Source organism: Hydrogenophaga sp. GW456-12-10-14-TSB4, assembly GCF_059424305.1.
The window spans coordinates 1-25,488 of the sequence record NZ_JBWKZH010000001.1 but is presented as its reverse complement, the minus strand read 5'-3'; the positions used below and the strand labels follow the sequence as shown (position 1 = coordinate 25,488).

Below are 25,488 nucleotides of genomic sequence, written 5' to 3'. Positions count from 1 at the left end.
GAGTCAACCGATCAGATGAATACCGAGCCACCGTCGACGGCGATGGTCTGGCCGGTGATGAAGCCCGCGCCGTCGCTGGCTAGGAAGAGCAGGGCGCCCACCAGGTCTTCAGGCACCTGGTCGCGCTGCAGCGAGCGGCTGGTCTTGCGCACCACGTCGCCCATCTTGCTGTGCAGGTCGTTGTCGAGCACACCGTCGCTCAGCGTGAAGCCCGGGGCAATGGCGTTGACGGTGATGTCGTCCTTGCCGAGTTCGCGGGCTAGCGAGCGCGTGAACGCGATCACCGCGCCCTTGCTGGCCACGTAGTGCAGCATGTTGGGCGTGCCCTTGATCGGCGTGGTGGACGCGATGTTCACGATGCGGCCGAACCCGTTCTTGCGCATTTCGGGCACGACCGCTTTGGCGCACACGAAAGGCCCCAGGGTGTTGACCTCCATCACCCGCATCCACTCGGCGTCGCTGATCTGGTCGAACGGTTTGAGCGTGAGCGTGGTGAACAGGCCGGCGTTGTTCACCAGCACGTCGAGCCGGCCGAACGCCTTCACGGCCTGTTCGACCATGCCCGCCACGTCGGCGGGCTTGACCACATCGGTCTGCGTGCCGATGGCCTTCAGGCCCTGGGCACTGAGGCGTTCGGCCGCTTCGACGGCACCGCGCAGGTCGGCGATGACGACCTGGTGGCCCGCGCGCGCGAGGGCTTCGGAGAAGGCGAAACCGATGCCGCTGGCGCCGCCAGTGACCGCGATGACCCGGGATGCTGCTGTCATGTGTTGTCTCTTTCTGTGGGAAGGTGTGGATGTCGAATGGGACTGAGGGAGCTCAGGTCGGTGCTAGCACCGGCGCGAGGGCCGTGCGCGCGCGCATGTAGGCGGCAGGGTCGTTGAGGGATTCGACGGCGCTGAGTTGATCGCCGCGGTAGCGCAGCACCGAAAAGCGGCCGCTGGCCGGATCGCCCTCGATGTCGCTGCGGTCGCCCGGCGCGGCCAGGCCGGCCATCTGCAGCCGGCAAGGGCCTTGCTCGCTCCAGAACCAGGGCACCTTGGCGTACGGCAGGGGTTGACCGCACAGGCGCGCGGCGATGCAGCGCGCCTGGTCAACGGCGTTCTGTACCGACTCGATGCGCACGCGGGAGCCGCCATCGGCCGCGAACGGAAAGTTCGCGCAGTCGCCGAGCGCGGAGATGGCGGCGTCGCTGGTGAGCAGCAGCTCGTCGACCTCGATGCCATTGCCCACCGCCAGCCCGGCGTCGCGCGCCAGCTGGTCGTTGGGCGTGACGCCTACCGCGATCACGATGAGGTCGGCGACGATGCGGCCACCGCCGTGCAGGCGCAGGCCGGTGGCGCGGCCGTCCTCGCCTTCGATGGCGTCGAGCTGCGTGTTCAGGTGGAATTGCGTGCCCTGGGCTTCGTGGAAGGCTTGCAGGTGTCGCGCCATGGGCTCGGAGAGGGCGCGCAGCAGGGGCCGTGCCGTGGCCTCGATCACGTGCATCGGCAGGCCCTGGCCGCGCGCCACGGCCGCGAGTTCCAAGCCAATGAAGCCGGCGCCGACCACGGCCACCGAGCGCGCGCGGGCCAGTTGCTCTCGGATGCGCCGCGCGTCCTCCAGACCGCGCAGCACGTGCACGCCGGACAACCCCGCTCCGGGCACGCACAGGGTGCGCGCGGTCGCGCCGGTGGCCAGCACCAGGTGGTCGTAGGGCAGGGTCTGGCCGCTGGAGAGGTGCACGCCACGCGCCGCGCGGTCGATGCGCGCCACGCGCGTGCCGCCGAGCACGCGGGCATCGATGCGCTGGTAGAACGGGGGCGGGCGCAGCAGCAGGCCGGTGTCGTCCACCTTGCCTTGAAGGAAGGCCTTGGACAGCGGGGGGCGCTGGTAAGGCAGGCCGGGCTCGTCGCCGACCAGGGTGATGGGATCGGCATAACCCGAATCGCGCAGCGAGGCCGCGAGCTGGAAGCCGCCCTGCCCGGTGCCGACGATGACGGTGCCGTGGGCCATCAGACCTGCCGCTCCGGGATGTGCACGATCAGCTGGTCCACGCCGGGCGCCAGCGCGAGCTGGCAGCCCAACCGGCTGTGTTCGCGGCGCTCGCCCGCGGCGCTGGCCAGCATTTCGTCCTCGACGTCGCTGATGGGCGGCAGGAAGCCGATCGAGGCCGGGTCCACGTACACGTGGCAGGTGGCGCACATGGCGGAGCCGCCGCACTCGGCGACGATGCCGGGAATGCCGTGGCCGACAGCGGTCATCATGACGGTAGCGCCGGGACTGGCGGGCACGGCTTCTCGGGAGCCGTCGGGTTGTACGTAGACGATCTGGGGCATCGTGGGTTTCTCTCTTCTAGTTCGAATGGGGCGGGATGTCAGTGCACGGCGGCCAGCAGCGGCTCGACCGTCACGGGCATGCTCTTGAGCCCGCGCACCGTGTTGTTGAAGTGCTGGACCGGTTCGCCGTCGAGGCGGATCGAGGCCACGCGGCGGGCCAGTGCGGTGAGCACGATCTCGCCTTCGAGGCGCGCCATCATCTGGCCGGCGCAGCCATGAATGCCCGTGCCGAAGGCCATGTGGCCGGTGGCGCGGCGGGTGATGTCGAAGCGGTCGGCTTCGGGCCAGCGGCGCGGGTCGCGGTTGGCCGAGGCGATGAACACCACGATCTTCTGGCCCTGCTTCACGGTGATGCCGCCGAGTTCCACGTCCTGGGTGCTGGTGCGGTAGAAAGAGTGGAAGGTGCTGTCGTAGCGCAGTACCTCTTCGAGTGCCTGGCGCGCCAGCGAGGGGTCGTCGCGCAGCAGGGCCCATTGACCGGGGTTGCGCGCGAAGCTGGTGAAGGCGTTGCACAGGGTGAACACGGTGGTGTCCAGCCCGGCGGAGAGCAGGGTGCGAACCAGCATGCCGGCCTCGTCGTGGCCTATCTCGCCCGCGTCGGCGGCGGCGAACAGCTGGGCGCCCAGGCCGTCGGGCGTGAGCGCGTCGCGCTGGCAGACCTTGGCGATCCAGTTCACCGCTTCGCCCGAGCTGTTCATTCGGTCTTGGAAACGCTCGTTGATCGGGCCGAAGCCATTGAACACCATGTCACCGTAGGGCAGCAGGTGCTCGCGCCCCTCGGCGGGCAGGCCCACCGCGTCGCCGAAGGCCTTAATGGGAAAGGCCTCGCACAGTTCTTTGGCGGCGTCGAACGAGCCGCGTTCCACGAGCTCGTCGACCATGCGCGCGGCCACGTCCTCGAAAGTGGCGCGCAGGCGTCCGATCGATGCGGGCGAGAGCACGCGCGCCACCACCTTGCGGGTGCGGCTGTGGTGGGGCGGGTCTGCTTCGAGAATGATGCTGGGCTTGCGCCAGGGCGTCTCGGTGTGGAAGTTGGCAAGGCCCACGCCCGCGCTGGAACAGAAGATGTCGGGCTGAGACAGGATGCGCTGCACTTCGTCGTGGCGTGCGACCGCAAGCACGCCGTAGCGCTCCAGCCAGGCCCAGGGGCCGAGTTCGCGCAGCTGCTCGTAGTGGGGATAGGGGTTGGCCAGCACCTCGGTGGCGTACGGGTCGAAGTCGCTGGTGGGAACGTTGTCGTAGGGGTTGGGATGGGTCATGGAATGGCTCTTCTTCGGGTGTGCTTCAGTCGGTCAGCGCGGAGGTGCGGGGCTGGGCCACCACGAACGCGTCGCAGAAGAACGCATCGGGCGGCAGGCCGCGGGTTTCGACGAAATCGCTGCGCGCCGCGCTCACCATGGCAGGCGCGCCGCAGGCGTAGACCTGGTGGCCGGCAAGACTGTCGTGGTCTTGCAGCACGGCCTGGTGCACGAAGCCGGTGCGACCGCTCCAGCCGGCCTCGGGTTCGGAGAGCACGGGCACGAAGCGCAGGCCGGCCTGCTCTCCCCAGCCGCGCGCCAGCTCGAGCAGGTACAGGTCCTTCTCGGTGCGCGCGCCCCAGTAGAGTGCGATCTCGCGTGCCTGGCCCCGGCGCAGGCCGTCCTCGACCATCGACTTGATGGGTGCGAAGCCGGTGCCGCTGGCGAGCATCACGATGGGCGCGGTGCTGCCCTCGCGCAGGTGAAAGTCGCCATGCGGCAGTTCGACCCGGAGGTGGTCACCCACCTTGAGGTCGTGCGCGAGCCAATGCGAGAACGCGCCGCCTTCCAGCATGCGGATATGCAGCTCGGCGCCATCGTTCTGGTGCGGCGGGTTGGCCATGGAGAAGCTGCGGCGCTGGCCGTCGGGCAGCAGCACCTGCAGGTACTGGCCGGCCTTGAACTTCACCTTCTCGCCCGCCGGAAAACGCAGCTTGAGGCGCGCCACGTCGCTGGCCAGAAAGTCGATGCGCATGACCCTGGCGGCGAGCTGGCGGCGCGCGTTCGGATCGGTTTTCTCGATCTGGCGCGGTTCGATCTCGATGTCGGTGAGCGGGCGCGCCTGGCAGAACAGCACCTGTCCGTGCGCGATCTCGTCCGCCGTGAGCGTATGCTCACCCGCCGCGCCGGGGTTCACCCGGCCCGAGACGACGCGGCCCTTGCAGCTCGCGCACACGCCCGAGTTGCACGAGAACGGCATCTCGTAGCCGGCCTGTCGCACTGCGTCGAGCACTGTCTGACCAGCGGCGCAGGGGATGGCGGTGGCCATCCCGGCGATGCGTATGAGGTGCGGGGTGCTCACGGCTTGCTCACAGGGGAATGGCCAGCAGCGTGTCGATGTTGTGGCTGTCGCAGACCACCACACGGCTGGCCAGGCGCAGGGTATCGCCTCCATCGATCACCAGCTCGTCGAGGTAGCGCCCGGTGGCGAAGAGGCTGGTCTCGCCGCCACGCATGATGCGCACCACCACAAACGGGGTTTCGCTGCGGCGCCCGCGCGGCGTGTCCTCCAGCAGGGAGGGCAGGCCCACCAGGTGGCGGTAACGTTGTTTCTCGTAGACGTTGGCGGTGCGCAGTGAGAGCACGCGGTCGTTGAGCATGGCGCGCGAGTCGGCGTAGATCAGGCTGGCTTCCATGCCTTGCGCATGGTTGTCGGCGGTGGTCACGCGGTAGAGGCAGTGTTCGGTGAAGAACTGCGTCCAGGCTTCGAGCTCGTCGTTGTCGATGCAGCGCGCGCAATGCGCGTTGAGCGCCAACGCGCTCGCGGTGTCGATCACCGCGTTCATGCATCCGCTCCCATGTGCAGGCGGTAGGCTTTCCAGAAGCCGCGCACGGACGCTTCCGTGGTGCGGCTGCTCTGCGAGCGCACGCTGTCGCCGCCCATCTCGACGATGGCTTCCTGCGCGCCAGCGGAGGCAATGCCGCGTTGCACAAAGCCGCCCACAGCGCCGTCCTCCATCGATACGAAGCCGGCCGGCCCGATCAGGTTGGACTGCTTGTGACGCATGGTGCGCAGCTCGGGTGTGTCGTCCTGGAAGCCGAGGTACACCCAATTCAGGGCGGTGGTCTCCAGGCCTTCGGGCAGCACCTGGCGTACCGCGATGGTGTTCTGTATCTGCGCCAGCACGAAGCCCGGAAATACCGAGAGGATCTGCAGCGTCACGCCATCGCCGAACTCGTCTATTCCTTTCAACAGCGTGGCGTCCTCGAGCTTGAAGTCGTCCTTCTCCGAACGCAGTTCCTCGGTCTTGTAGTCCTCGCTATTTTCGGCGATGGGGTCGATGGCGGAGAAGCTGATGTGGTTGCCGCCACATTCGCTCACCACCACGCCGCCCTTCTGCGAAAGGCGGTTGAGCCGGAACGTGGTGAAGAACACGTGCAGCAGGCTCGCGTGGTACGTGTCGCGCACGTTCTCCACGTAGAGCTTCCAGTTGTTGGGCAGCGTCTGCTTGAAGCGGCCGAGGATCTGCACCGGCTTGTGCAGCACGCGCGAGATGCCGCGTGCGATTTCCGGGCCGAGGTAGTCCTCCAGGTCGGGCACGTCGTCGCTCAGGCTGCCAAATACCAGGCCACAAAACACACTCGTTCTCAATTTGCGCGGACCATGACTCTTCATGCAGAAAGCAGGGTCCATGCCGCCTTCTCCGTTTACGCCGTTCTGGAACGCGATGCCCTTGAGGTTGCCCTGGCGGTCATAACGCCATGCGTGGTACACGCACTGGAAGTCACGCGCGGTGCCGCCGTCGTCCAGGACGATCAGTGCGCCGCGGTGCGAGCAGCGGTTCTCGAACGCGTACACCTCGCCGTCGCTGTCGCGCGCCACCACCACCGGCATGCGGCCGAGGAACGTCGTGCGGTAGCCGCCGGGTTGTGGCAACTCGGCTTCGAGACACAGGTAGTTCCAGGTCGCGCCTTCGAAGATGCGCTGTTGCTCGGCGTCGAGCACGGCCGGTTCCTGGTACAGGTGGTATGGCACGCGGGTGAGGTTCCCAGGTGGCCAGAAGGTGAGGGGTGCGCTATTCGCAGGGGCGGTGACGCTCATGATGCAGTGGGGTTCTTGCCTTGGAAGAATTCGGATAACGAACTTTTGACCGTTTGGTGAACCGCGACTGTATTTTTTGAGTTGATGAAGGACAACAAAATCCGGCAAAATGTTCGAATACCGAACTTATTCAACTTCGAGTGGGGCCGCAAATGGACGATGAAGCGCGTGCAGTTGACAAGGAATACGTCATGGGTCTGGAGAAGGGCCTACTCCTGATCGAGGCCTTCGGCGTCAGCAATTCGCCTCTGACGCTGACTGAAGCGGCCGATATCACAGGCCACAGCAAGGCCTCGACTCGCCGCGCCCTGCTTACCCTCGTCAAGCTAGGCTACGCGCGAGCATCGGGGCGGCATTTTTTTCTCGAGCCGCGCACCTTGCGGCTGGTGCACGCCTACGTGAACTCTACGCCCCTGACCAAGGTGGCGCAGCCCATCCTGGAGATCACGAGTGAGCGCACGCGCGAGTCCGCGTCGCTGGCGGTGCTGGACTCGCAGTTTGTCGTTTTCGTTGCACGCTCAACTCAGCGGCGCAGCTTGTCTTTCGGTCTCGGTATCGGCGCGCGATTGCCCGCCTATTGTTCTGCAACCGGGCGAGTGCTTCTCGCGGGTATGTCAGACGAGGAGGTTGAATTCCGCCTTCAGCGAATGAGTCGCCAGGCGATTACGCCGAAAACAAAGACTGACGTGGCGGCACTGATGAAGGAGGTGCAGGCTGCGCGCGAGTGCGGTTATTCGATGAGTGACGAAGAGCTGGAAATTGGCTTGCGTTCCATTGCCGTGCCGGTGCGCAATGGAAAGGGTGAGTTGCTGGGGGCTATGAGTCTTTCCGTGGCCACTTCGCGCATGTCACGCGACGATGTCGTGAACAAGTTGATGCCAGAACTTGAAGTGGCACGAAGGACGTTTGCACTGCAGTTGTAGAGCCGCCTGTTGGCTTCCGTTGAAAACTGACGCCCTGTAGAGCGGCAGAGATCAGTCGAACTCAACACGACGTATCCAGATCGTCCAAATGGAATGATCAACTTGCGCAGAAAGGGGCTCTGACCGACCTTGCGGCACGTGAATGGTGAAGTCTTCAAGGTGGCGGCGCCGGCGCGGATCCGCGACCGAGGTGCGTGCGCACGCGCTCGATCGTGGGCCGCTCGCGTTGGGCGAGCACGCCGTCGGCCACGGCCCAAACGTCATCGACTTGGACGCCCCGGGAGGCTCTCGTACTTTTCGTTGGCATCGCCCTGCTCCGTGCTGTAAATTACTCACGATAAGATATATTTATCGACACCTATCTCCCTGACAGCTCCGAAGGAGCGGGCGCAGTTTTGTCGCTTCACAACACTCACCGGGCGCCTGCTCACGCTACAGAAAAAGTTTGCGCCCCGGTCTCAGAAACTGATCGATGCTACTTCGCACGCAATTTCTCTGCGGGACTTTTGCGGGACTGGGCTCTGAAATACATGTCTAAACAGGGTAGTTTTGGTACAATGAGCGGTCACAGAATCTATATAAATCAACAACTTACAGATGATCTGGTAGCTACGAACCAAGGGGTCGTGGGTTCAATTCCTGCCAGCCGCACCATATGAAAGCCCGCAGCCAAAAGCTGCGGGCTTTTTCATTTTTTGCCCGGGATTTCCCGTCATGAGCAAAGCCTTCACCCGTGAAACCGATTCGGACGACGAAGACGATCTGCCCGACGCTTCGCCCGTGCCCGGTGGCAAGAACTACATCACGCGCGCCGGCTATGACCGGCTGCGGGGCGAGCTGTTCTCGCTGATCGACGACGAGCGGCCCAAGATCGTGGAGATCGTCCATTGGGCGGCCAGCAACGGCGACCGCTCGGAGAATGGCGACTACCTCTATGGCAAGAAGCGCCTGCGCGAGATCGACCGGCGCATCCGCTTTCTGACCCGGCGACTCGAAATCGCCGAAGTCGTCGACCCTTCATTGCACTTCGGTGGCGATCAGGTGTTTTTTGGCGCCACTGTGACCTACGCCGATGAGGCGGGGCAGGAGACCACGGTGACGATCCGTGGCGTGGATGAGGCGGACAGCGCTCAGGCTCAGGTGAGCTGGGTCTCGCCCGTGGCGCGCTCCCTGCTCAAGGCCAAGGTCGGCGACGTGGTGCGCCTGGTGGTGCCCGGCGGCGTGCAGGAGCTGGAAGTGCTCGAGGTGCAGTACCCGGCACCGCAGGCCTGATTCAGGGCTTGTAGCGCTGGGCCTTGATGACCGAGGTGGTGCGCTTGAGGCTGCGCAGCACATCGGCCAGGTGCTGACGGTCGCGCACGGCCACCGAGAAGCGGATGTCCGTCGCGGTCTGGGCGGGCTCGTCGCCCATGTCCACGTGGGTAATGTCGGCTTCGGCCGCCGCGATGGCGGATGCCACGCGAGCCAGCACGCCCTTGCCGTTGGTCACGGTCACGATCACCGTGGTGTCGAACGAGCGCACTGGCTCATCGGCCCACTCGACTTCCAGGAACCGCTCCCCGTCGCGCAACAGCAGGCGCTTGCCGGTGGGGCAGTCGTCCGCATGCACCACCAGGCCTTCACCGCGCCCCAGGTACCCGACGATGCGGTCCCCTGGGATCGGCTTGCAGCAGGGCGCGTACTGCACCGACAGGCCTTCGCTGCCGTCCAGCGTGACCACGCCTTGCGAGACCGATTCGTCCCGGCCGCTGGCATAGCGCTCGGTGCTGATCAGCAAGGCGTCGGGTTTGAGGCCGGTTTCGGCCAGCAGCACGGCCAGCTTCTTGCCCACCATGTTGGCAATGCGCTTGCCCATGCCGATGTCCGACAGCAGCTCGTCGCGCGACTTGTTGCCGGTGAATCGAAGGAGTTTTTCCCAGGTGGCCTGGTATTCGCCGACTTCGGAGGGCAGGGTGGCGATGCCTTCGGAGCGCAGGGCCTGGCCAAGCATGCGCTCGCCCAGTTCGTGCGACTTCTCCTGGGCCACCGTCTTGAGGTGGTGCCGGATCTTCGAGCGTGCGCGGCCCGTCTTGACGAAGGACAGCCAGGTCGGGTTGGGCTCGGCCTTCTCGGCCGTGACGATCTCGACCACATCGCCGTTCGCCAGTTCGGTGCGCAAGGGGCGCTGCTCGCCGTTGATGCGAGCCGACACCGTGTGGTTGCCCACATCGCTGTGGATGGCGTAGGCGAAGTCCATCACGGTGGCGCCGCGTGGCAGCGCCATGATCTTGCTCTTGGGCGTGAACACGTAGACCGCATCGGGGAAGAGGTCGATCTTGATGTGGTCCCAGAACTCCGTCGCATCGCGCGTTTCCTGCTGGATGTCCAGCAAGGATTGCAGCCACTGGGTGCCCAGCCGCTGCGACGTGTCGCTGTTGGGTTCGCTGGCCTTGTAGAGCCAGTGCGCGGCCACGCCCGATTCGGCCACCACGTCCATGGCATGGGTGCGCAACTGGAACTCGATGTTGGTGCCGAAGGGGCCGATCAGTGTGGTGTGCAGCGACTGGTAGCCATTGATCTTGGGAATGGCCACGTAATCGCGGAACTTGCCCGGCAGCGGCTTGTAGAGCTGGTGCAGCACGCCCAGCCCGGTGTAGCAATCGGTCAACTCGGGAACGATGATGCGAAAGCCGTAGATGTCGGTGACCTGCGAAAACGACAGGTGCTTGTTGTCCATCTTGCGATAGACCGAGTAGAGCGTCTTCTCCCGCCCCATGATGCGCACGCCCATGCCGTGCCGCACGAAGTCCGCCTCCACCTCGCGCTGGACCCGGGTGATGAGGTCGCGGCGGCGGTTGCGCGATTTGTTGAGGGCTTTTGAAAGCACCTCGTAGCGCCAGGGGTGCAGGAACCGGAAGGCCAGGTCCTGCAGCTCGCGGTAGGTGAAGTTCAGGCCCAGCCGGTGCGCGATGGGCGCATAGATTTCCAGCGTTTCACTGCTGATGCGCTGCCATTTCGAGCGCGGCATGTCGCCCATGGTCCGCATGTTGTGGGTGCGGTCGGCGAGCTTGATCAGGATGACCCGCACGTCCTTGGCCATCGCCAGCAGCATCTTGCGGAACGACTCGGCCTGGTTCTGCTCGCGCGTGTCGAATTCCAGCTTTTCCAGCTTCGTGAGCCCGTCCACCAGGTCGGCTACCGGGGCGCCGAAGCGCTCCACCAGGTCCTCCTTGGTCACGCCGCAGTCCTCGATCGCATCGTGCATCAGCGCCGCCATCAGGGCCTGGGCGTCCAGCTTCCATTCGGCGCATTGGGCGGCGACGGCGATCGGGTGGGTGATGTAGGGATCACCGTTCTTGCGCAGCTGGCCCAGGTGGGCTTCGTCGGCAAACCGGTAGGCCTGGCGGATGCTCTCGATGTCCGTCGGACCGAGGTAATCCAGCTTGCCCAGCAGCGCGGCGAAGCTGGCCGCGGCCGCGCTCGCGGCCGGGTGTGCCTGCTCCGCAGGGGACTGGAGGGTGCCGTTGTCGGCCTCGGTGATCATCCGCATACTTTAGCGCGAGACGATGGATCCCGCTGAGTCCATGCACAGATCCTGTGCGCCTGGCATGCGTACACCCTGTGCAGGGGCGAAAAAAAACACCGCAGGGCGGTGTTTTTCACGAGAGCTCAGAAGCGGCTCAGAGAGGCACTTTCTTGAGCATTTCCAGGCCGACCTTGCCGTCGGCGATTTCGCGCAGGGCGGTCACGCCGGGCTTGTTCTTGCTCTCGATCTTGGGGGCGTGGCCCTGGCTCAGCATGCGGGCGCGGTAGGTCGCGGCCAGCACGAGCTGAAAGCGGTTGGGGATCTGTTCCAGACAGTCTTCGACGGTGATGCGTGCCATGGGCGGGCTCCGGGAAATGGGCGTAAATCAGTGGATGTTGAGCGCTTGGAAGGTATCGCTGCGGGCGATACGCTGGGCGGAAAACTTGAGCCGCTGGGCATGGACGATGGCCTTGAGGTCAAACAGGGCCCGCTCGAACAACTCATTGATTATAACGAAATCGAACTCCTTGGCGTGGGCCATCTCGGTGGCGGCGTTCTGCAGGCGCAGATCGATCACCTCGGCGGTGTCCTCTGCCCGGCGCTCCAACCGCGAGCGCAATTCTTCCCAGCTGGGCGGCAGGATGAAGATCAGCACGGCGTTCGGGAAGATGCGCTTGACCTGGATGGCGCCCTGGAAGTCGATCTCCAGCACCACGTCCGCGCCCTGGTTGATGCGCTGCTCGATCGCCATTTTCGAGGTGCCGTAGCGGTTGCCATGCACCAGGGCCCATTCGAGGAAAGCCCCCTGAATGACCATCTGGTCGAAGGTTTCCTTGCTCACAAAGTAGTACTCGCGACCGTGCAGTTCCTGCCCTCGGGGCGGGCGCGTGGTGTGCGAGACCGAGGGCACGACGCGCGAGTCGAGCTCCATCAAGGCCTTGACGAGGCTGGACTTGCCGGCCCCGCTGGGGGCCGCGACGACAAACAGGTTTCCGGGGTATTCCATGGTTATTCGATGTTCTGGACCTGAAGCGCGAGATGCGCTGCAAGCTGTTGATTCTTATGGAGCTTCACGCGGCAATACCTTTTGAACCCGCCTATAAACCCGCCATCAAACATGCGGCCGTTTGGCACTGCATGAAACTGGCTCATTACGTGTTCCCAGACAGAACTTGCATCACAATTTTAGCAAGCGCCCGGTCTGCGGTTAGCGGGTCATGACGAAAACTTCCGCGAGGAAGAATCGCTTTGACAAGCACGACCTGAGAGGGGTGATGCTTCAAAAATTTTGAGGAAACCCAGAAAGGGAACCGGGGAGGAACCACAGATGAAATCTCGGGCCAGCTATAGGCGAGGTCTGGGGTCCGAGATCAAGGATCTGATTTGATGGTGGTGGATGCCTCAACGATTTTGGGGGACACCGCTGAGGGAACCGGAGATGGAGCCCGGGGTGATAGGGCGCTTTGAAGCCCAAGGATCTGGTGGCGTCAGCGTGGACAACCATTCCGACGCTGTAGCCGCTCAAGCGCTGAGCGCCGAGGGATGGTTGCGCGCTCCGAACTCACCACGTAGGACACGCTCGAACCAGTCGCGGATCTGCTCTCCCAGACCATTGCATGGGGTGTTGAACTGGGCGACGAGGCTGACATGGTTGTGAGCCATGAGCTGGATGACGCGGGGCATGGGGCCTTTTTGCCGGTCTGCCACAGCCGCCAGCCGGTACGCAAGTTCGAGTGCGTAAAAGTCCAGCAATGGGTTCTCGTATTGGGCCAGGGCGATCAGGGTGGGCGGCGCGTCCGGCCGCACCAGGCCCATGGGCTCGCGCCCGGCGTAAAGAGCCTGGTCTTCACCGTAGTAGGCGCGCACGCCGTGTGCGTTGGGGTTCTCGGCACGGGTGTCGGCCACCACGCGCGGGCTCACCAGCACGAGGTCGGCAACGGGCAACCCCTCCGGCGGCAGTACCCGGTCGTCCCAGACCGCGCTGGCGCAGTGGGCGCAGGCCGCGGAGTGCCCCATCAGGAGGATCCGATTCGGGTCGCCGCCCCACTTCCCGGCATGCTGGGCGATCCACAGGAGCGCATCCCGGACGTCTTGCGCTCCGGCCGGCCAACTGGCCTGCGGCGCGAGGCGGTATTCGACATTGAACGCCAGAAAACCGTGTCTGGAGAATTCCGCCGGGACGTTGGCGTGGACCCAGGGAGTCTGGTCTTTTTCTCCGCGCACGAACGCACCGCCGTGAACGAAGACCAGGATGGGCAGGTCGTTCGCGCCCTCTGGTGCGAACACATCGAGCACCTGGCGCGCGTGCTGCCCATGGGGCACATCCCTCAAGGTTGGCTCGATGGCGTTGGCGCGCAGGAGAGGTGCCCACGCTTCGAACATGGCGTCCCGCCCGGCGGAAATGTCCAGGAGGGCCGAGCGATTGGAAGAACTGGATGGTTCCCGGGATAATGAAGACCCGCCACTTCAGCATCGCGTGCGCGATGAACATCGCGCCCAGACACAGGCGCAGCAGAAGCGCGGCATAGGGCGCGGTGGCGGAGTCAATCATGAGATCTCCTCCGGGCTGGATCAGGCGCTGCGCGGCAACACGGTCAGCACGCGCACGATGAAAGCGTGCAGCTCCGTCATGTAGTTGCGCAGGAACTCCGACGTGCCTTCATCCGTGACCTCGCCTTCCGCGGTGATGAGCCCGGGCTTGAACTGGATATAGGCCTCGACGGTGTTCATGAGCGGCGAATTGCAGAAACACAGCACACCGCGCAGGCTCTGCTGCGCCACCGCCGTGCCAATGGCACCCGGTGACGTGCCGATGACCCCCGAAGGTTTGCGCGCGAAAGAGTTCTGGCCCCAGGGACGGCTGGCCCAGTCAATGGCATTCTTCAGCCCGCCGGGGATCGAGCGGTTGTACTCGGGCGAGACGAAGAGCACCGCATCGACATCGGCGATCGACTTCTTGAATGCACGCGCCACCGGCGGGTAGTCGGCGTCGTAGTCGGAGCTGTAGAGCGGCAGGTCCCTGATCGGAATCTCGATCAGCTCCAGTTCAGGAGGTGCCAGTCGCACCAGCGCCTTGGCGAGCAGGCGATTGATCGAATTCGACGCGAGGCTGCCGACGAAATAACCGACTTTGTATTTGGTCATTTGGATCTCCTTGTTGTGCGAGCGAGGTTGAACCCTGTCACTGCCATTTCGGCAGCGCGTGGGCGAGGATGTGGTCGCTGCGACTGAGCGACGGTTTGGGCGCTCCCCGCGTTGACCACGATGGATTTGCGTCCCTCTTCGGGACGTTGCGGCCAGTCCACCAGACACTCGATGGCTGGCGTGATGTCTTGCGCGGGTCTAAAGACCTTCGCTGCGCAGCCGTCCAGCATGGCGGGACTCCATGCTCTCCCGGCAAGCACGGTGCGACCAATGCCGGACTGGAGCTTTAAGCGTCCCATACTCGCCTGCATTGCGCTTGACATGCCCGATGCCAACGCTGCACGCAGGTCAACCAGCGCCGCCTCGGTTGCCGAGGCTGGCGAGTCCGGGCCCCAGGGACGCGACCACCAACATGCCGCCTGCGACGGCGATGTTCTTCATGAACAGCAGTTGCTGGACCATCTGCTGGTCGGCAGGCAGGGACCAGTAGCGGTGGTAGATCAGACTCGCTCCCAGTGTGAAGAGCGCCAATACCAGCGCTGCCCAGCGCGCCTGGAATCCCGTGGCGACGGCCAGTCCACCAAGCAGTTCAATGAGCCCGACCAGCACCGTCAGCGGCGACCAGGCCGGCAGACCGCCGCTGGCCATATACGCCGTGTTGCCCTCGATTTGCATCAGCTTGTCCACGCCGGACAGGATGAACATCAGGGCAAGAAAAACGCGACCAACCAGCACCAGCGGCACCTTGAAATTGTCAAGCATGATTTTCTCCATGGCAGCATGACCGGGGGAAGGTCATTTGTTGTTCGGTCGGCGCAAACCTAGAATAGGCGCGTGGCAACCAAATGGCAAGCAGGTACCGTTTGGTAACTAGGTTCTGAGCAACCGCCATGGCGCAACGAAGCAATCCGCTACCACCACCGCCGGACGACTGTCCGCTCGAACGCTATCTGCACGTGGTGTCGGGCACCTGGGTGCCGCGCATCGTCTGGTACCTGCGCTTCGGCAAATTGCGGCGCGACCTGGACCCGATCTCGTCGAAGGTGCTGACCACAAAATTGTGTGCGCTGGAGGCTGACGGCTTGGTCGTGCGCTGGGTGATTGAAGTATGGCCGCTTCAGGTGGAGTACTGCCTGAGCACACGCGGCCGCGCGTTCGATCCGGTCTATGAGGCCATGGTCGCCGTGGCGGCCAAGCTCGAAAAACTTGATGCGGCCGAACTGGCGCGGCGACGCAAGACACGAACAGTTCAACGAGGCTGACAGGGTCCACAGCGTTGAAGTGCGACACGGGTGAACGGACAAAGCCCTGCCGCCAACAGAGTGCGCTCAGTCCGCAAAGGCCCCAAGGTAGCTTGCCAGCCAAAGTGTCTCTGACACCGTCGCCAATAGCGAAGTTTTTGACTACCAATTGGCGCAGTCAACGGATTGAGGCGCGCTGTCCTCGGGCCACGATCCAACTGGAATTCGGCATGTGAACACCTTGAGCTGGGTGGCTTTTGGCCGGACAGGCCGCAGCTTTGCGCAAGCACCGCTGGATTGATCTGGATCAAGTTCCATTGCAATTCGCCACTCAAGCGCCTGCAGCGGGCGCCGAAGCCATGGACATCCTCATCACCCCATTCGAGATATCCCTTGCGCACAAACAGCCCCATCACCCAGCGTGAACACGAATTCCCCGACAACGCGACCCTGATGTCGACCACCGACACGCAGAGCCATATCACCTACGCCAACGCGGCATTCGTGAACGTGAGCGGCTTCTCGCTCGAAGAGATCCAGCAGCAGCCGCACAACCTGGTGCGCCACCCGGACATGCCCAGGGAAGCCTTCGGCGACATGTGGGCCACGCTCAAAGGGGGTGAACCCTGGACCGCGCTGGTGAAGAACCGCCGCAAGAATGGTGACCACTATTGGGTGCGCGCCAATGCCACGCCCGTCATCCGCGATGGCAAGACCATGGGCTACATGTCGGTGCGAACGAAGGCCACGCGCGAGGAAATCGCTGGCGCCGAGCGGCTGTATGCGGACATGCGCGAAGGCCGCGCCAAGCACCTGAAACTGCACAAGGGCCTGCTGCTGCGCATCGGGCTGATGGGCATCACGACCGTGTTCAAAACCATGCGTGTGCGCAGCCGCATTCGCCTGTCGCTGGCGGTGCTGCTGGCCGGCCTCGTCGGAGGTGCGTGGGCGCTGGGTCTGCAAGGTCTGCACTGGGCCCCGTTCGCCGGCCTTTGTGCGGTGGGCGTGGGTCTGGCGGGCTGGTTTCTCGAATCGCAGTTGGCTGGCCCGCTCGAAGCCCTGCGCGAGCAGGCGTTGCGCGTGGCCACCGGCGACACGCGTAATGTGGCGCGGATGGACCGGGTGGATGAAATCGGCATGGCGATGCGCAGCATCAGCCAGTTGGGTCTGATGTTCCGCTGGCTGATCGACGACGTGAGCCAGCAGGTGTTGACGGTGCAGTCGGCGGTGAGCGAGATCGCCCAGGGCAACAACGACCTGAGCCAACGCACCGAGCAGGCCGCCGCCAGCCTGCAGCAGACCGCCGCGTCGATGGAGCAGATGACGGCCAGCGTGCGGCAGAACGCCGAAACCTCCCGCCAGGCCAATCAACTCGCTGGCACCGCCAGCGATGCCGCCGCGCGCGGCGGGCAGGCGGTGTCCCAGGTGGTGCAGACCATGGGCGAGATCACCGAGCGTTCGCGCAAGATCCACGACATCATCGGCGTGATCGATGGCATCGCGTTCCAGACCAACATCCTCGCGTTGAATGCCGCCGTGGAGGCGGCGCGCGCGGGCGAGCAGGGGCGTGGCTTCGCCGTGGTGGCCGGCGAGGTCCGCGGCCTGGCCCGGCGCAGCGCCGAAGCGGCCAAGGAAATCAAGGCGCTGATCGGCGCCAGTGTGGACAAGGTGGAAGCCGGCACGCGCTTGGTCGACGATGCGGGCAAGACCATGGACGAGATCGTGCACCAGGTCCAGCGCGTGTCAGACCTCATCAGCGAAATCAGCTCGGCCACCATCGAGCAGAGTGGCGGCATTCAGCAAGTGAGCCAGGCCGTGGGCCACCTGGACGAGGTGACGCAGCAGAACTCCGCGCTGGTGGAGCAGGGCGCCGCCGCGTCGCAAAGCCTGCAGCAGCAGACACAGCGTCTGGTGGAAGCGGTGAGCGTGTTCCGCTGAACCGAAGGCCGCACCAGGGCCGGCACGTCGCCGACGCCGAGTTTGGCCATGAGGCGGCTGCGGTAGGACTCGACCGTCTTGGGCGACAGGTGCAACTGTTGCCCAATAGCCGCGCTGGTGAAGCCGCGCACGCGTTTCGTTGTCGTCATCGTGAATGTGGTCGTACGGGCTGTAACGAGCTGGCCAGCTTCAGAATGTCGTTGGCATTGCGAAGCTCTTTGTTCTCTCGTTCGAGTTCCTTCAGGCGCTACATGTCGGTCGTGGTGATACCGGCTCTGGGGCCCGTGTCGCTTTCATCGCGCTTGACCTGTTCGTGCAGTGTCTGCGGCACGCACCAATCTAAAAGCGGAGGTCTATGACCGGCGCAGCGCACGCGTGAAGCTCGAGGAGCTGGACAGCCCGGTGTGCTACTCAGCGAGATCAGGGAACGTCTCGCCAAGAGGACTTCATGGATAAGCGGTTTTGCGCCAAGGTTATTTTTTCGTTCAGGCTTCGGTGAATCTGGAAAGCAAGTTGTCGTCTGAAGTGACGGGCTCGGTTTGATGATTTTCAGTGGTTTGAATCGCGTTCTGCGTCTACCCGAAAAAGACTACAGCTCGGCGCCTGGAGGTACAGGCGTCGGCGGGCGCGTCAGGCGCCAGCCCACCTGCGCCAGCCAGAGCGCGGCGAGGGCACTGGCCACCCAGGTCAGGGCGCTGCCGACAAACTGTTGTTCGTCCAGCCGATACGCATTGCACACGCGCGCGGGCGCCTCCAGATACAGCGTGCCTGCGATGGCCATCATGGGAAGCGTATTGCCCAGAAAGAAGCCCTGCACCACCGCCCCCGCAGCCTGCCAGGACAAGCGCAGCGCGGCACCGCACAGCAGCAGGGCGGCAATCTTGAGGGCTTCAACGCGCGCATCAACCAGTACCAGATCGAGCAGGCGCGGGACCATGGCCAGTGCCAATACCAGGCCTGCAAAAAACAGCCCGGTGATGCCATGGGCATTCCACGCCAGCAGGCGCTGGCGCCAGGTGAACGAAATGCGGTGGACGAGCAGGCCACCCGCCATGATCAGACCGGGAAACTGCAGCAGCATGTGCGTGGACATACGCGATTCCAGCGCGCCCCTGAGCGACGGCGCGAGCAAGGCAATCAGCAGCAGTCCGCCAAGGAGGACCTGGTGGCGCGTCAGCCAGCGGCCTGCGGTGTGCAGCGCACTCATCCGGCGATTCCTTCGGCCTTTGCCGCTTTGGGTTGTGTGGCCGCAAGATGCTGCGCCCAAGCCAGGGCGGTGTCCATGTCGGCGTAGTCAAAGATGCGCACAAGCCGGCCTCTGCCATCGACCACCAGCAGTGCGGCGTTGTGCTCGAAGCCGCCCATGCCATCCGGAATCACCACCACCTGAAAGCGTTCCAGCAAAGGGCGCAGCGCGGTTTCATCGTGCGCCGTGGCAAAACGCCAGATGCGCGGGTCGGCTTTCAGTCGATGGGCATAGGCGGCCAGTGCGGCGGGCTTGTCGTGCGCGGGGTCAAAGCTGATGGACAGCAGCCTGACGTCTGGCGCGTTCTTTGCGTCCGCGGGGCCTTTGCGCAGGCCTTCCTGAATGTGGGCCTGCATCTGCTGAAAGCTGCTGCCCAGCGCCAGACAGATCGTCTGGCAGCGGGTGTAGAAAAAGTCGACGATGGTGACCCCACCGTCTGCCGCGAGCAGCAGCGGCAATGCCGTGTCCGCCATGTCCGGGCCGTGCAGCGGGGTATGGGGTGCGGACACAGGCGCGCGCGCCACGTCCAGCCGGCGCGAACCTTCGGCCGTCCAGACTTGAAAGTCATGCGTGAGCCAGGCGCCGGCCGCGTAGGCGAGCAGGGCGATCAGCACGCTCAGGGCCGTTGTGCGTCCCATCATGGCGCGGCGGGCAAGGCCTTGAGTTCAGCACCGCCGGCAAAGGGCTCGGTGCGGGGGATGTTCTTGCGTTCCGCGGCGAATTGCTCTGGCGCGATGGCCGCGGCCTTGTTCGACCACTCCGAACGGATGGTGCTGGCAATCGCGGCCAGTTCGGCATCGTCCAGCTGTTTGAAGGCCGGCATCATGCCCTTGTAGACGGTGCCGGCCACTTCGATGTCGCCGTTGATGCCGTGCAATAGAAGGTTGATCAGCACACGCGGATCGCCCAGCACCCACTCGGAACCGTCCAGCGGCGGAAACACACCCGGCAGGCCCTTGCCGGTGGCTTGGTGGCAGGCCACGCAGTGGCCCGCGTAGAGCGCCTTGCCATCCACCGCCTGGCCCGCGGCGCCGGGTGCGCCTGGCGCCTTGGCGGTGAGGTCGGCGAGGGTTCGCCGGTCGCCCAGTTCGGCGTTGCCAAATGGGTCGGAAAAAAATATGTAGGCAGCACCCAGCAGCACCATCACCAGGGTGAAGGCCGCCGCCAGCAGAGGCATGGGTTGCACCTGCTCGGAGGGGTCTCCCGTTTCGCGTTGTTGCGCCGAGGGCGGGGGCGGTGGAACAGAGGTCACCATGAAAATCTCCTCGGATGCCTCAAGGCGCCGCCGGTGCCGGCAGGATGGGGTAGGTGCGGTTCAGCGCCTGCAGGTACTTGACCAGATCCAGCGCCTCCGGCCGGGCCACCACGACCTTGCCGAACGGCGCGTGGGCGGGCGGCAGCGCCACCACCTGGTCGCCTTCTTCGGCCGCGTCCTTGACCAGAAACATGTAGGGGTAAGCCGGCATGATGGAGTCGGGCACGTAGGCGCGTGGCTGGTACAGGTGGCCGAGATGCCAGTCCTTGCTGGGCTGGCGCGCGCCAATGTTGAGGAGGTCCGGCCCGGTGCGCATGCTGCCCAGCAGGTGCGGCTTGTCATACACATAGTCGGCCGGCACCGAGGGGCGGCCCCAGCCGCGTGTGTGGTCGGGCGCCAGATTGCGGTCGCGCGGCTGCTGGCTGTGGCAATACACGCAGCCGTTGGCGATATACACCTCACGCCCGCGCAACTGCTGGTCGGTGTAGGGCTTGAGGCCCGGCGGCGCCTTGATGTCGCGCACCTGCACATAGGGCATCACCACCAGCGCGGCGGTCGCCACGGCCAGCGCCACCATGGCGCCGGCGGCGAGCTTGACTTCATTTTCCATGAGCGATCCCCCCGGGCTGAGAGAACAGCGCCGCACCGGCCCGGTCGGGGCCGAAACGCAGCGCCATGGCCAGAAAGTGGCCCACGAACACCAGATGCCCCAGGGTCATCACCAGCCCACCGACGGTTCTGGATTTGAGCCAGGGCAAGGTCACGGCGACCGATTCCCCGAACGGCCGGGCCGCGTCCAGCATGGCCACGCCCTGCAGCCAGCCGCCGATGGTCAGGCCAACGACGTAAATACCGATGCCCAGGGCGGCCAGCCAGAAGTGCAGCGTGATCAGCCAGGGGTAGGGCCACTCCCACTCCAGCACGCGCGGCATCATGAAGTAGATCGCCCCGAAAAACACCATCGTCACGAAGGCGTACATGCCTAGGTGTGCGTGTGCCACCGTGAAGTGGGTGAAGTGCGTCACCGCGTTGATGTTGCGCAGTGCCTCCAGCGAGCCCTGCACCGAAGACGCGAAGTACATCAGACCGCCGAACATCATGAAGCGCAGCGTGGGCGAATAGCGCGCCAAGTGCATCTGGCCTTTGAGGGTGCCTTTCATGTTGATGGTGAAGGCCAGCACCGGGATGATCATCATCACGCTTTGTACGATCGACAGCGTGGTGAGCCAGCCCGGTATCGGGCCGCCAATCAGATGGTGGCCGCCGACCTGTCCGTAAAAAAAGGCGAGCGTCCAGAAGCCCAGCAGCGACAGGTTGTAGGACACCACGGGGCGGCCAATGATTTTCGGCAGGAAGTAGTAAATAGCGCCCACGGCCACCGGCGTGAACCACAAGCCCAGCGCGTTGTGGCCGTACCACCAGTTGGTGGTGGCTTGCTGCACCCCGGTGTGCACGCCCGGCAGATTGGCCACCAGAAACAGCACCGCGATCCAGAGCAGGGCGGCCGTGAAATACCAGACGCTGACATACAGATGTTCAACGCGTCGGTTGACCAGGGTGTAGAGCGCCGGCAGGATGGTCAGCGCAAAGCCGGCAAAAATGAAGATGTCGATTTGCCAGGGGATTTCAAGAAACTCCATGCCGTCAGACCAGCCCACCGCGATCGCGCCAATCCCCGCGGCAATGCCGGTGTTGATCAATGAGCCGCCCATCATGGCCCAGATGCCGCCATGCAGCGGCGTGCGCAGCATGCGTGGCAGCAGCCACAAGATCACCGCCAGCGCGGCATTGGACGACCAGCCGTAGATCACCGCGTTCAGGTGCACCGTGCGGATGCGCCCGAACGTCAGCCAGGCTTGCTGCACCAGCCAGTCGGGCTCGTGCAGTTTGTAGGAGGCGATCAATCCCGCCACGGAGCCCACCAGCAGCCAGAGACAGGCGAACGCGATGAACATGAACACCGGGAATGCGCTGGAGCGGTCGGCCTCGATGTGGTCACTGATTTCGCCCTGGGCGACCGTCGCCGCTTCTGCCGCAGGTGGTGCGGCGGCCTGCATGGCGCCCTGCGTGGTGTCGTCCAGTGCGGGGTCGTCCACACGGCCAATTTCGCCGCGCGCAAAAATCACCGAAGCCGCGCGCGGGTTTTCTACCAACAAACCTTTGCGCAGCGACCAGATGAAGGCAAACAGGCCAATGATGGACAACAGAAAAGCGCCCAGCAGGCTCAAGATCGCACTGTCCATCATGGCCTCCGTGTGTTCAGGGCGCGCGGGGGCATCAGGGTCTCGGTCGTCATGGTTCCCTCCAGATCTTTCCGCGAAGCGGGCCGCGACAGCTTGGGCATGCCCGGGAGCTGTCCGCCATCACGTGCCAGCCATCCGCTGTCCCTGTCAAACAGGCTTTTGGAGCCCAGCAGCACGATTGCCACCATAAGAGCGAGCACACTGAAATGCAAGCGTCGCGAACACGCAGGTCATGCAGGATCAGCACGTAAAAAAACGAACCCCGTAAAAACCAGCGCGGCAAAACGGCGCAGCTGGTGTCCAGAGCCCTCTACGAAAAACAGTGTTTGCGTGAGGCAATTTCAACGGCCGCTTGAGCCAAGCTGCCTTCACGAAACCAGGGTGGCTCACTCTATAAGATACATTTAAAATGAATCTTATAATGTCTTGCCTTCGGCGAGTCAAGGAGCATGAATTTATGGTCACCGAGTTGTGCACCGAGAATGAGGTCTCGAGCCTGGTCCACGGCTTCTACGCGCGGGTGCGGGAGGATGAGGTGCTAGGTCCGGTTTTTGATGCACGCATCGACGACTGGGACCACCATCTGGCGAAGTTGGTGGACTTCTGGTCTTCCATCTTGCGCCGCACCGGGCGTTTCACGGGCGCACCCATGCCCAAGCATGCCGCGCTGCCCGGATTGACTGCGGAACTGTTCCAGCGTTGGCTGCGCCTGTTTCGCGAGAACGCGGCCGCGCAGCCCAATCGGGTGATGGGGGAGCAGGCCTGCGTCATGGCCGAGCGCATCGCGCAAAGCCTGTGGATGGGATACCAGATGAGCCGCGATCCGGACGCCATGCCGACCGCGCTGTCGCATGGCTGATTTGCTGCGAATCGACGAGCCGGGGCAGGCGAGGGCGCTTGCGCCGCGGTGGTCTTCCTTCCTCGAGTTGGGCTTCCGGCCGCTGTACCTGGCCGGCTGCTTCTGGGCTGCCGTATCGGTGGTGCTTTGGGTCTTCGCGCCAGACCTGCTGCGCGGACAGCTCGTCGGCGTGGTCTGGCATGCGCACGAGATGCTCTGGGGGTTTATTGCCACCATTGCAGTCGGGTTCCTGCTCACGGCGGGCAGCAACTGGACGGGGATCAACCCGCTCAAGGGTCGAGCGCTGGGTGCCTTGAGCCTGCTGTGGGTGCTGACGCGCGTGGGCTACCTCGTTCCCGCAGAGTCCTCCTTCTGGTTGGCCGTGGGTTGCGAGCTCCTGTTCTTTGCCTGGGCGGCTGCAGCGCTGGGCCGCGCTATCTACGGCGCACGCAACCAGCGCAACTACGGCGTACCGTTGCTTGTACTGGCGCTGGGTGTGGCCGATGCCTTGTTCCTGCTCGCCGCGTGGCAGGGCGACCATGCGCTGCTGATGCAGCGCTTCAACGCGGGACTGCTGTGCATGGCCATGGTTGCACTGCTGGTGGCACGGCGGGTGATTCCATTCTTCGCCATGCGAGCGGTGCCGGCGCTGACGATTCCCATGCATACGCGCAGCGGCCATTGGCAACTGGGCGCGAGCGGCCTGGCCATCGGCCTCGAGCTGCTGGGGTGGAGGCCGGCCATGGCCGCGTTCCTGGCCGCAGCCGGCGTGATTGCACTGGTCCAGGTGCTGGCCTGGAAGCCGTGGGCGGTGCGGCGCGTGCCGCTGCTCTGGATTCTCTACCTCGGTTATGCCGCGCTCGGTGTGGGCCTGCTGGTGACGGCAGCACATGCGGTGGGCTGGGTGTTGCGCGCTGCGTGGTCGGTCCATGTGATCGGCGTGGTGGGGTTTTCGGTGCTGATCATCGGAATGGTGACACGCACGGCGCTGGGCCACCTGGGGCGACCGCTGCGCTCCGACCGCCTTATCGTGTGGTGCTACGCCCTGGTGATGGCAGCGGCGGCGTTGCGCCTGCTGGCCTTGCTGCCGACCAGTCTGGCGCTCGGCGCGCTGCACGCCTCGGCCGGTGCCTGGGTGCTGGCGTTCGGGCTGTATCTGTGGCGGTTCTTCCCGATGATGATTCGCCCGCGCATCGATCAGGCAACGACGCCAGTGCTCAAACCAGGGAAGCTTCCCAAGCGGCAGCGCACGCCCCAATGATCGGAGTTCGTTTATGCGCCTGACCACGATGACCGACTATGCGTTGCGCCTGTTGATGTACGTGGCGCAGCAACCGGAGCGCCTGTGCACCATCTCGGAGGTCGCACAAGCCTACGAAATCTCAGAGGCTCACCTGATGAAAGTCACGCACCAACTCGGCCAGCAGGGCTGGATCGAGACCGTGCGAGGCAAGGGAGGAGGGATGCGCCTGGCCCATGCACCCCAAGCCATCAACCTCGGCGCCGTGGTGCGCAGCATCGAACCGGATTTCGCTCTGGTGGAATGCTTCGCCACCGGGAGTCAGTGCACGTTGACAGGTCAGTGCCGGCTCGCTGGCGTGCTCGAAGGTGCCTTGCAGGGCTTCATGGCGCACCTGGACGGCTTTACGCTGGCCGATCTGTTGCCGGGCACGGATCTTCCGCTGGCAGCGGGACGGCGCATGCGCATCGAGCGGAGGCGCCCTGCATGAGCTACGGCTTGCTGTTGGCACTGCACCTGCTCGCGGCCATCGCCTTTGTCGGCACGGTGTTTTTCGAGGTGGTGATGCTTGAAGGTGTGCGCAGGCATTTGCCGCACGAAACGATGCGGGAGGTCGAGCGGGTCATCGGCAACCGTGCCACAGCCGTGATGCCCTGGGTGTTGCTGACGCTCTACGCCGCCGGCATTGGGTTGGCCTCGCAGCACCGCGCCGCGTTGATGCAACCGCTGGCCAGCAGCTTCGGGTTGTTGCTGGCCCTCAAGATTGCACTGGCGTTGAGCGTGCTCGGCCATTTCATGACCGCCATGGTGTGGCGCAGGCGCGGGGTGCTGGGCGGTCGACGCTCGCGCCGTCTGCACCGGAGTGTGTTCTGCCATGTGATGGTCATCGTGCTATTGGCCAAGGCCATGCTCTATTTGCAATGGTGAGGCATGTCGCTGGCCGAGTTCTATCCCCTGATCAAGGCGACCCACGTCGGGCTGGTGCTGCTCAGTGGCGGACTGTTCGCCGGGCGTGGCGTGGGCGTTCTGATGGGAGCGACCGGACCCATGGCGCCGCCGGTGCGCCGTTTGAGCCAGGTTATAGACACCGCCTTGTTGGCGGCGGCACTGTTGTTGCTGGCGATACTGCGGCTCAATCCTTTCGCAACGCCGTGGCTGCTGGCCAAGCTCACACTGTTGGTGGCTTACATCGTGTTCGGAACGCTGGCGCTCAAACGGGCGCCGACCAGAACCGGCAAGGCGCTGGCGTTCACAGCCGCATTGTCATGCTTCGTGATGATGGTTGCCATTGCCCGCACGCACGATCCGTTGGGACTGCGGGTGGAAGTGAGCCGCGTCGTGTCTGTCGGATTCAGTTGCAAGGCTGCCATCCATCCTTACAAAATATCCACAGACAATGTTGACCGTCAGGTTCACGTTGCGGAACGCGATGATCGCTGCGGCGATGTGGTTGAATGCGATAAAGCCGCGTTCGAGTTTCTCGTATCGCACGAGCCGCTTGCGCAAGCGGCTGAACCAACGGTGGCAAACCTCGACCA

27 protein-coding genes and 5 pseudogenes are annotated in these 25,488 nt (G+C 64.4%); 9 read left to right on the top strand and 23 right to left on the bottom strand.

All coding sequences use genetic code 11. From position 1 onward, the window contains the following. Positions 1 to 11: 11 nt before the first annotated feature. From AC07ZS_RS00160 to AC07ZS_RS00130, 7 genes are read right to left on the bottom strand one after another with little or no spacing between them, the layout of a single operon-like run. Positions 12 to 767: an SDR family NAD(P)-dependent oxidoreductase gene (locus AC07ZS_RS00160; protein WP_056272082.1), complete on the bottom strand. Its 756-nt coding sequence runs from the start codon at positions 765 to 767 to the stop codon at positions 12 to 14. 52 nt (positions 768 to 819) lie between these two features. Next, entirely contained in the window at positions 820 to 1,995 is a 1,176-nt protein-coding gene (locus AC07ZS_RS00155) for an NAD(P)/FAD-dependent oxidoreductase (RefSeq protein ID WP_492437741.1), read from the bottom strand. Beyond that, positions 1,995 to 2,318, bottom strand: coding sequence for a 2Fe-2S iron-sulfur cluster-binding protein (locus AC07ZS_RS00150; RefSeq protein ID WP_056272074.1), 324 nt, complete (start codon positions 2,316 to 2,318; stop codon positions 1,995 to 1,997). The genes AC07ZS_RS00155 and AC07ZS_RS00150 overlap by 1 nt, the downstream gene beginning before the upstream one ends. Positions 2,319 to 2,356: 38 nt before the next feature. Continuing rightward, positions 2,357 to 3,577 carry a cytochrome P450 gene (locus AC07ZS_RS00145; protein ID WP_056272071.1) on the bottom strand — a complete coding sequence of 407 codons (1,221 nt, stop codon included), beginning with the start codon at positions 3,575 to 3,577 and terminating at the stop codon, positions 2,357 to 2,359. 25 nt (positions 3,578 to 3,602) lie between these two features. After that, positions 3,603 to 4,637 (bottom strand): 2Fe-2S iron-sulfur cluster-binding protein, encoded by a 1,035-nt coding sequence (locus AC07ZS_RS00140; protein ID WP_492437743.1) that lies wholly within the window; start codon positions 4,635 to 4,637, stop codon positions 3,603 to 3,605. 7 nt (positions 4,638 to 4,644) lie between these two features. Then, positions 4,645 to 5,121 carry an aromatic-ring-hydroxylating dioxygenase subunit beta gene (locus AC07ZS_RS00135; protein WP_056272065.1) on the bottom strand — a complete coding sequence of 159 codons (477 nt, stop codon included), beginning with the start codon at positions 5,119 to 5,121 and terminating at the stop codon, positions 4,645 to 4,647. Next, complete coding sequence (locus tag AC07ZS_RS00130) at positions 5,118 to 6,377, bottom strand: aromatic ring-hydroxylating oxygenase subunit alpha (protein ID WP_056272063.1); 1,260 nt, start codon at positions 6,375 to 6,377, stop codon at positions 5,118 to 5,120. Before AC07ZS_RS00130 ends, AC07ZS_RS00135 begins: the two co-directional genes overlap by 4 nt. 152 nt (positions 6,378 to 6,529) lie before the next feature. Between AC07ZS_RS00130 and AC07ZS_RS00125 the strand changes: the two genes are divergently transcribed. Continuing rightward, the gene (locus AC07ZS_RS00125; protein ID WP_056272060.1) at positions 6,530 to 7,300 is read left to right on the top strand and encodes an IclR family transcriptional regulator domain-containing protein; all 771 of its coding nucleotides are present in this window, start codon (positions 6,530 to 6,532) and stop codon (positions 7,298 to 7,300) included. A gap of 154 nt (positions 7,301 to 7,454) precedes the next feature. Here the strand turns inward: AC07ZS_RS00125 and AC07ZS_RS00120 are convergent, their stop codons facing one another. After that, a complete protein-coding gene (locus tag AC07ZS_RS00120; RefSeq protein ID WP_159604300.1) occupies positions 7,455 to 7,607 on the bottom strand; it encodes a DNA-binding protein in 153 nt (50 codons plus the stop codon). A gap of 407 nt (positions 7,608 to 8,014) precedes the next feature. On the opposite strand from AC07ZS_RS00120, the gene greB reads away from it, so the two are divergent. Next, on the top strand, positions 8,015 to 8,572 hold the full coding sequence (gene greB, locus AC07ZS_RS00115) for a transcription elongation factor GreB (protein WP_494796806.1): 558 nt from the start codon (positions 8,015 to 8,017) through the stop codon (positions 8,570 to 8,572). A gap of 1 nt (position 8,573) precedes the next feature. Here greB and AC07ZS_RS00110 read toward each other — a convergent pair whose 3' ends face one another. The 7 genes and pseudogenes from AC07ZS_RS00110 to AC07ZS_RS00080 form a co-directional block, all read right to left on the bottom strand. Continuing rightward, positions 8,574 to 10,823, bottom strand: a complete 2,250-nt coding sequence (locus AC07ZS_RS00110; protein ID WP_494796832.1) for a RelA/SpoT family protein — start codon at positions 10,821 to 10,823, stop codon at positions 8,574 to 8,576. A 136-nt stretch (positions 10,824 to 10,959) separates the two neighbouring features. After that, positions 10,960 to 11,163: a DNA-directed RNA polymerase subunit omega gene (rpoZ, locus tag AC07ZS_RS00105; RefSeq protein ID WP_494796805.1), complete on the bottom strand. Its 204-nt coding sequence runs from the start codon at positions 11,161 to 11,163 to the stop codon at positions 10,960 to 10,962. A gap of 27 nt (positions 11,164 to 11,190) precedes the next feature. Further along, on the bottom strand, positions 11,191 to 11,811 hold the full coding sequence (gene gmk, locus AC07ZS_RS00100; protein WP_494796804.1) for a guanylate kinase: 621 nt from the start codon (positions 11,809 to 11,811) through the stop codon (positions 11,191 to 11,193). 515 nt (positions 11,812 to 12,326) lie between these two features. Continuing rightward, entirely contained in the window at positions 12,327 to 13,187 is an 861-nt protein-coding gene (locus AC07ZS_RS00095; protein WP_494796803.1) for an alpha/beta hydrolase, read from the bottom strand. A gap of 37 nt (positions 13,188 to 13,224) precedes the next feature. Then, positions 13,225 to 13,356 (bottom strand): annotated as a pseudogene (locus tag AC07ZS_RS00090) (DoxX family membrane protein); the annotation flags it as partial. 20 nt (positions 13,357 to 13,376) lie between these two features. Continuing rightward, on the bottom strand, positions 13,377 to 13,949 hold the full coding sequence (locus tag AC07ZS_RS00085; protein WP_494796802.1) for an NADPH-dependent FMN reductase: 573 nt from the start codon (positions 13,947 to 13,949) through the stop codon (positions 13,377 to 13,379). Positions 13,950 to 14,297: 348 nt separating this feature from the next. Then, on the bottom strand, positions 14,298 to 14,711 hold the full coding sequence (locus AC07ZS_RS00080; RefSeq protein ID WP_494796801.1) for a DoxX family protein: 414 nt from the start codon (positions 14,709 to 14,711) through the stop codon (positions 14,298 to 14,300). 128 nt (positions 14,712 to 14,839) lie between these two features. On the opposite strand from AC07ZS_RS00080, the gene AC07ZS_RS00075 reads away from it, so the two are divergent. Together AC07ZS_RS00075 and AC07ZS_RS00070 are read left to right on the top strand one after the other, a co-directional pair. Beyond that, the gene (locus AC07ZS_RS00075) at positions 14,840 to 15,211 is read left to right on the top strand and encodes a winged helix-turn-helix transcriptional regulator (protein ID WP_494796800.1); all 372 of its coding nucleotides are present in this window, start codon (positions 14,840 to 14,842) and stop codon (positions 15,209 to 15,211) included. Positions 15,212 to 15,583: 372 nt separating this feature from the next. After that, entirely contained in the window at positions 15,584 to 17,128 is a 1,545-nt protein-coding gene (locus tag AC07ZS_RS00070; protein WP_494796799.1) for a methyl-accepting chemotaxis protein, read from the top strand. Between the two features lie 23 nt (positions 17,129 to 17,151). Here the strand turns inward: AC07ZS_RS00070 and AC07ZS_RS00065 are convergent. The 7 genes and pseudogenes from AC07ZS_RS00065 to AC07ZS_RS00035 form a co-directional block, all read right to left on the bottom strand. After that, positions 17,152 to 17,277, bottom strand: a pseudogene (locus AC07ZS_RS00065) (LuxR C-terminal-related transcriptional regulator); the annotation flags it as partial. 26 nt (positions 17,278 to 17,303) lie between these two features. Then, positions 17,304 to 17,462: pseudogene (locus AC07ZS_RS00060) on the bottom strand (IS3 family transposase); the annotation flags it as partial. Between the two features lie 255 nt (positions 17,463 to 17,717). Further along, the gene (locus AC07ZS_RS00055) at positions 17,718 to 18,335 is read right to left on the bottom strand and encodes a hypothetical protein (protein WP_494796798.1); all 618 of its coding nucleotides are present in this window, start codon (positions 18,333 to 18,335) and stop codon (positions 17,718 to 17,720) included. After that, positions 18,332 to 18,988 carry an SCO family protein gene (locus tag AC07ZS_RS00050; protein WP_494796797.1) on the bottom strand — a complete coding sequence of 219 codons (657 nt, stop codon included), beginning with the start codon at positions 18,986 to 18,988 and terminating at the stop codon, positions 18,332 to 18,334. The genes AC07ZS_RS00055 and AC07ZS_RS00050 overlap by 4 nt, the downstream gene beginning before the upstream one ends. A gap of 23 nt (positions 18,989 to 19,011) precedes the next feature. After that, positions 19,012 to 19,629: a c-type cytochrome gene (locus AC07ZS_RS00045; protein WP_494796796.1), complete on the bottom strand. Its 618-nt coding sequence runs from the start codon at positions 19,627 to 19,629 to the stop codon at positions 19,012 to 19,014. A 19-nt stretch (positions 19,630 to 19,648) separates the two neighbouring features. After that, a complete protein-coding gene (locus AC07ZS_RS00040; protein ID WP_494796795.1) occupies positions 19,649 to 20,239 on the bottom strand; it encodes a cbb3-type cytochrome c oxidase subunit II in 591 nt (196 codons plus the stop codon). Continuing rightward, positions 20,229 to 21,872 (bottom strand): cbb3-type cytochrome c oxidase subunit I, encoded by a 1,644-nt coding sequence (locus tag AC07ZS_RS00035; protein WP_494796794.1) that lies wholly within the window; start codon positions 21,870 to 21,872, stop codon positions 20,229 to 20,231. Before AC07ZS_RS00035 ends, AC07ZS_RS00040 begins: the two co-directional genes overlap by 11 nt. A 457-nt stretch (positions 21,873 to 22,329) precedes the next feature. On the opposite strand from AC07ZS_RS00035, the gene AC07ZS_RS00030 reads away from it, so the two are divergent. From AC07ZS_RS00030 to AC07ZS_RS00010, 5 genes and pseudogenes are all read left to right on the top strand, one after another. Then, positions 22,330 to 22,731, top strand: a complete 402-nt coding sequence (locus AC07ZS_RS00030) for a group III truncated hemoglobin (RefSeq protein WP_494796793.1) — start codon at positions 22,330 to 22,332, stop codon at positions 22,729 to 22,731. Continuing rightward, the gene (locus AC07ZS_RS00025) at positions 22,724 to 23,971 is read left to right on the top strand and encodes an NnrS family protein (RefSeq protein ID WP_494796792.1); all 1,248 of its coding nucleotides are present in this window, start codon (positions 22,724 to 22,726) and stop codon (positions 23,969 to 23,971) included. Before AC07ZS_RS00030 ends, AC07ZS_RS00025 begins: the two co-directional genes overlap by 8 nt. A gap of 13 nt (positions 23,972 to 23,984) precedes the next feature. Then, positions 23,985 to 24,440 (top strand): RrF2 family transcriptional regulator, encoded by a 456-nt coding sequence (locus AC07ZS_RS00020; RefSeq protein WP_494796791.1) that lies wholly within the window; start codon positions 23,985 to 23,987, stop codon positions 24,438 to 24,440. After that, positions 24,437 to 24,877, top strand: a complete 441-nt coding sequence (locus AC07ZS_RS00015) for a CopD family copper resistance protein (RefSeq protein ID WP_494796790.1) — start codon at positions 24,437 to 24,439, stop codon at positions 24,875 to 24,877. The genes AC07ZS_RS00020 and AC07ZS_RS00015 overlap by 4 nt, the downstream gene beginning before the upstream one ends. Positions 24,878 to 24,880: 3 nt before the next feature. Beyond that, positions 24,881 to 25,198, top strand: a pseudogene (locus AC07ZS_RS00010) (SirB2 family protein); the annotation flags it as partial. 138 nt (positions 25,199 to 25,336) lie between these two features. Here AC07ZS_RS00010 and AC07ZS_RS00005 read toward each other — a convergent pair. Then, a pseudogene (locus tag AC07ZS_RS00005) lies at positions 25,337 to 25,488 on the bottom strand (IS5/IS1182 family transposase); the annotation flags it as partial.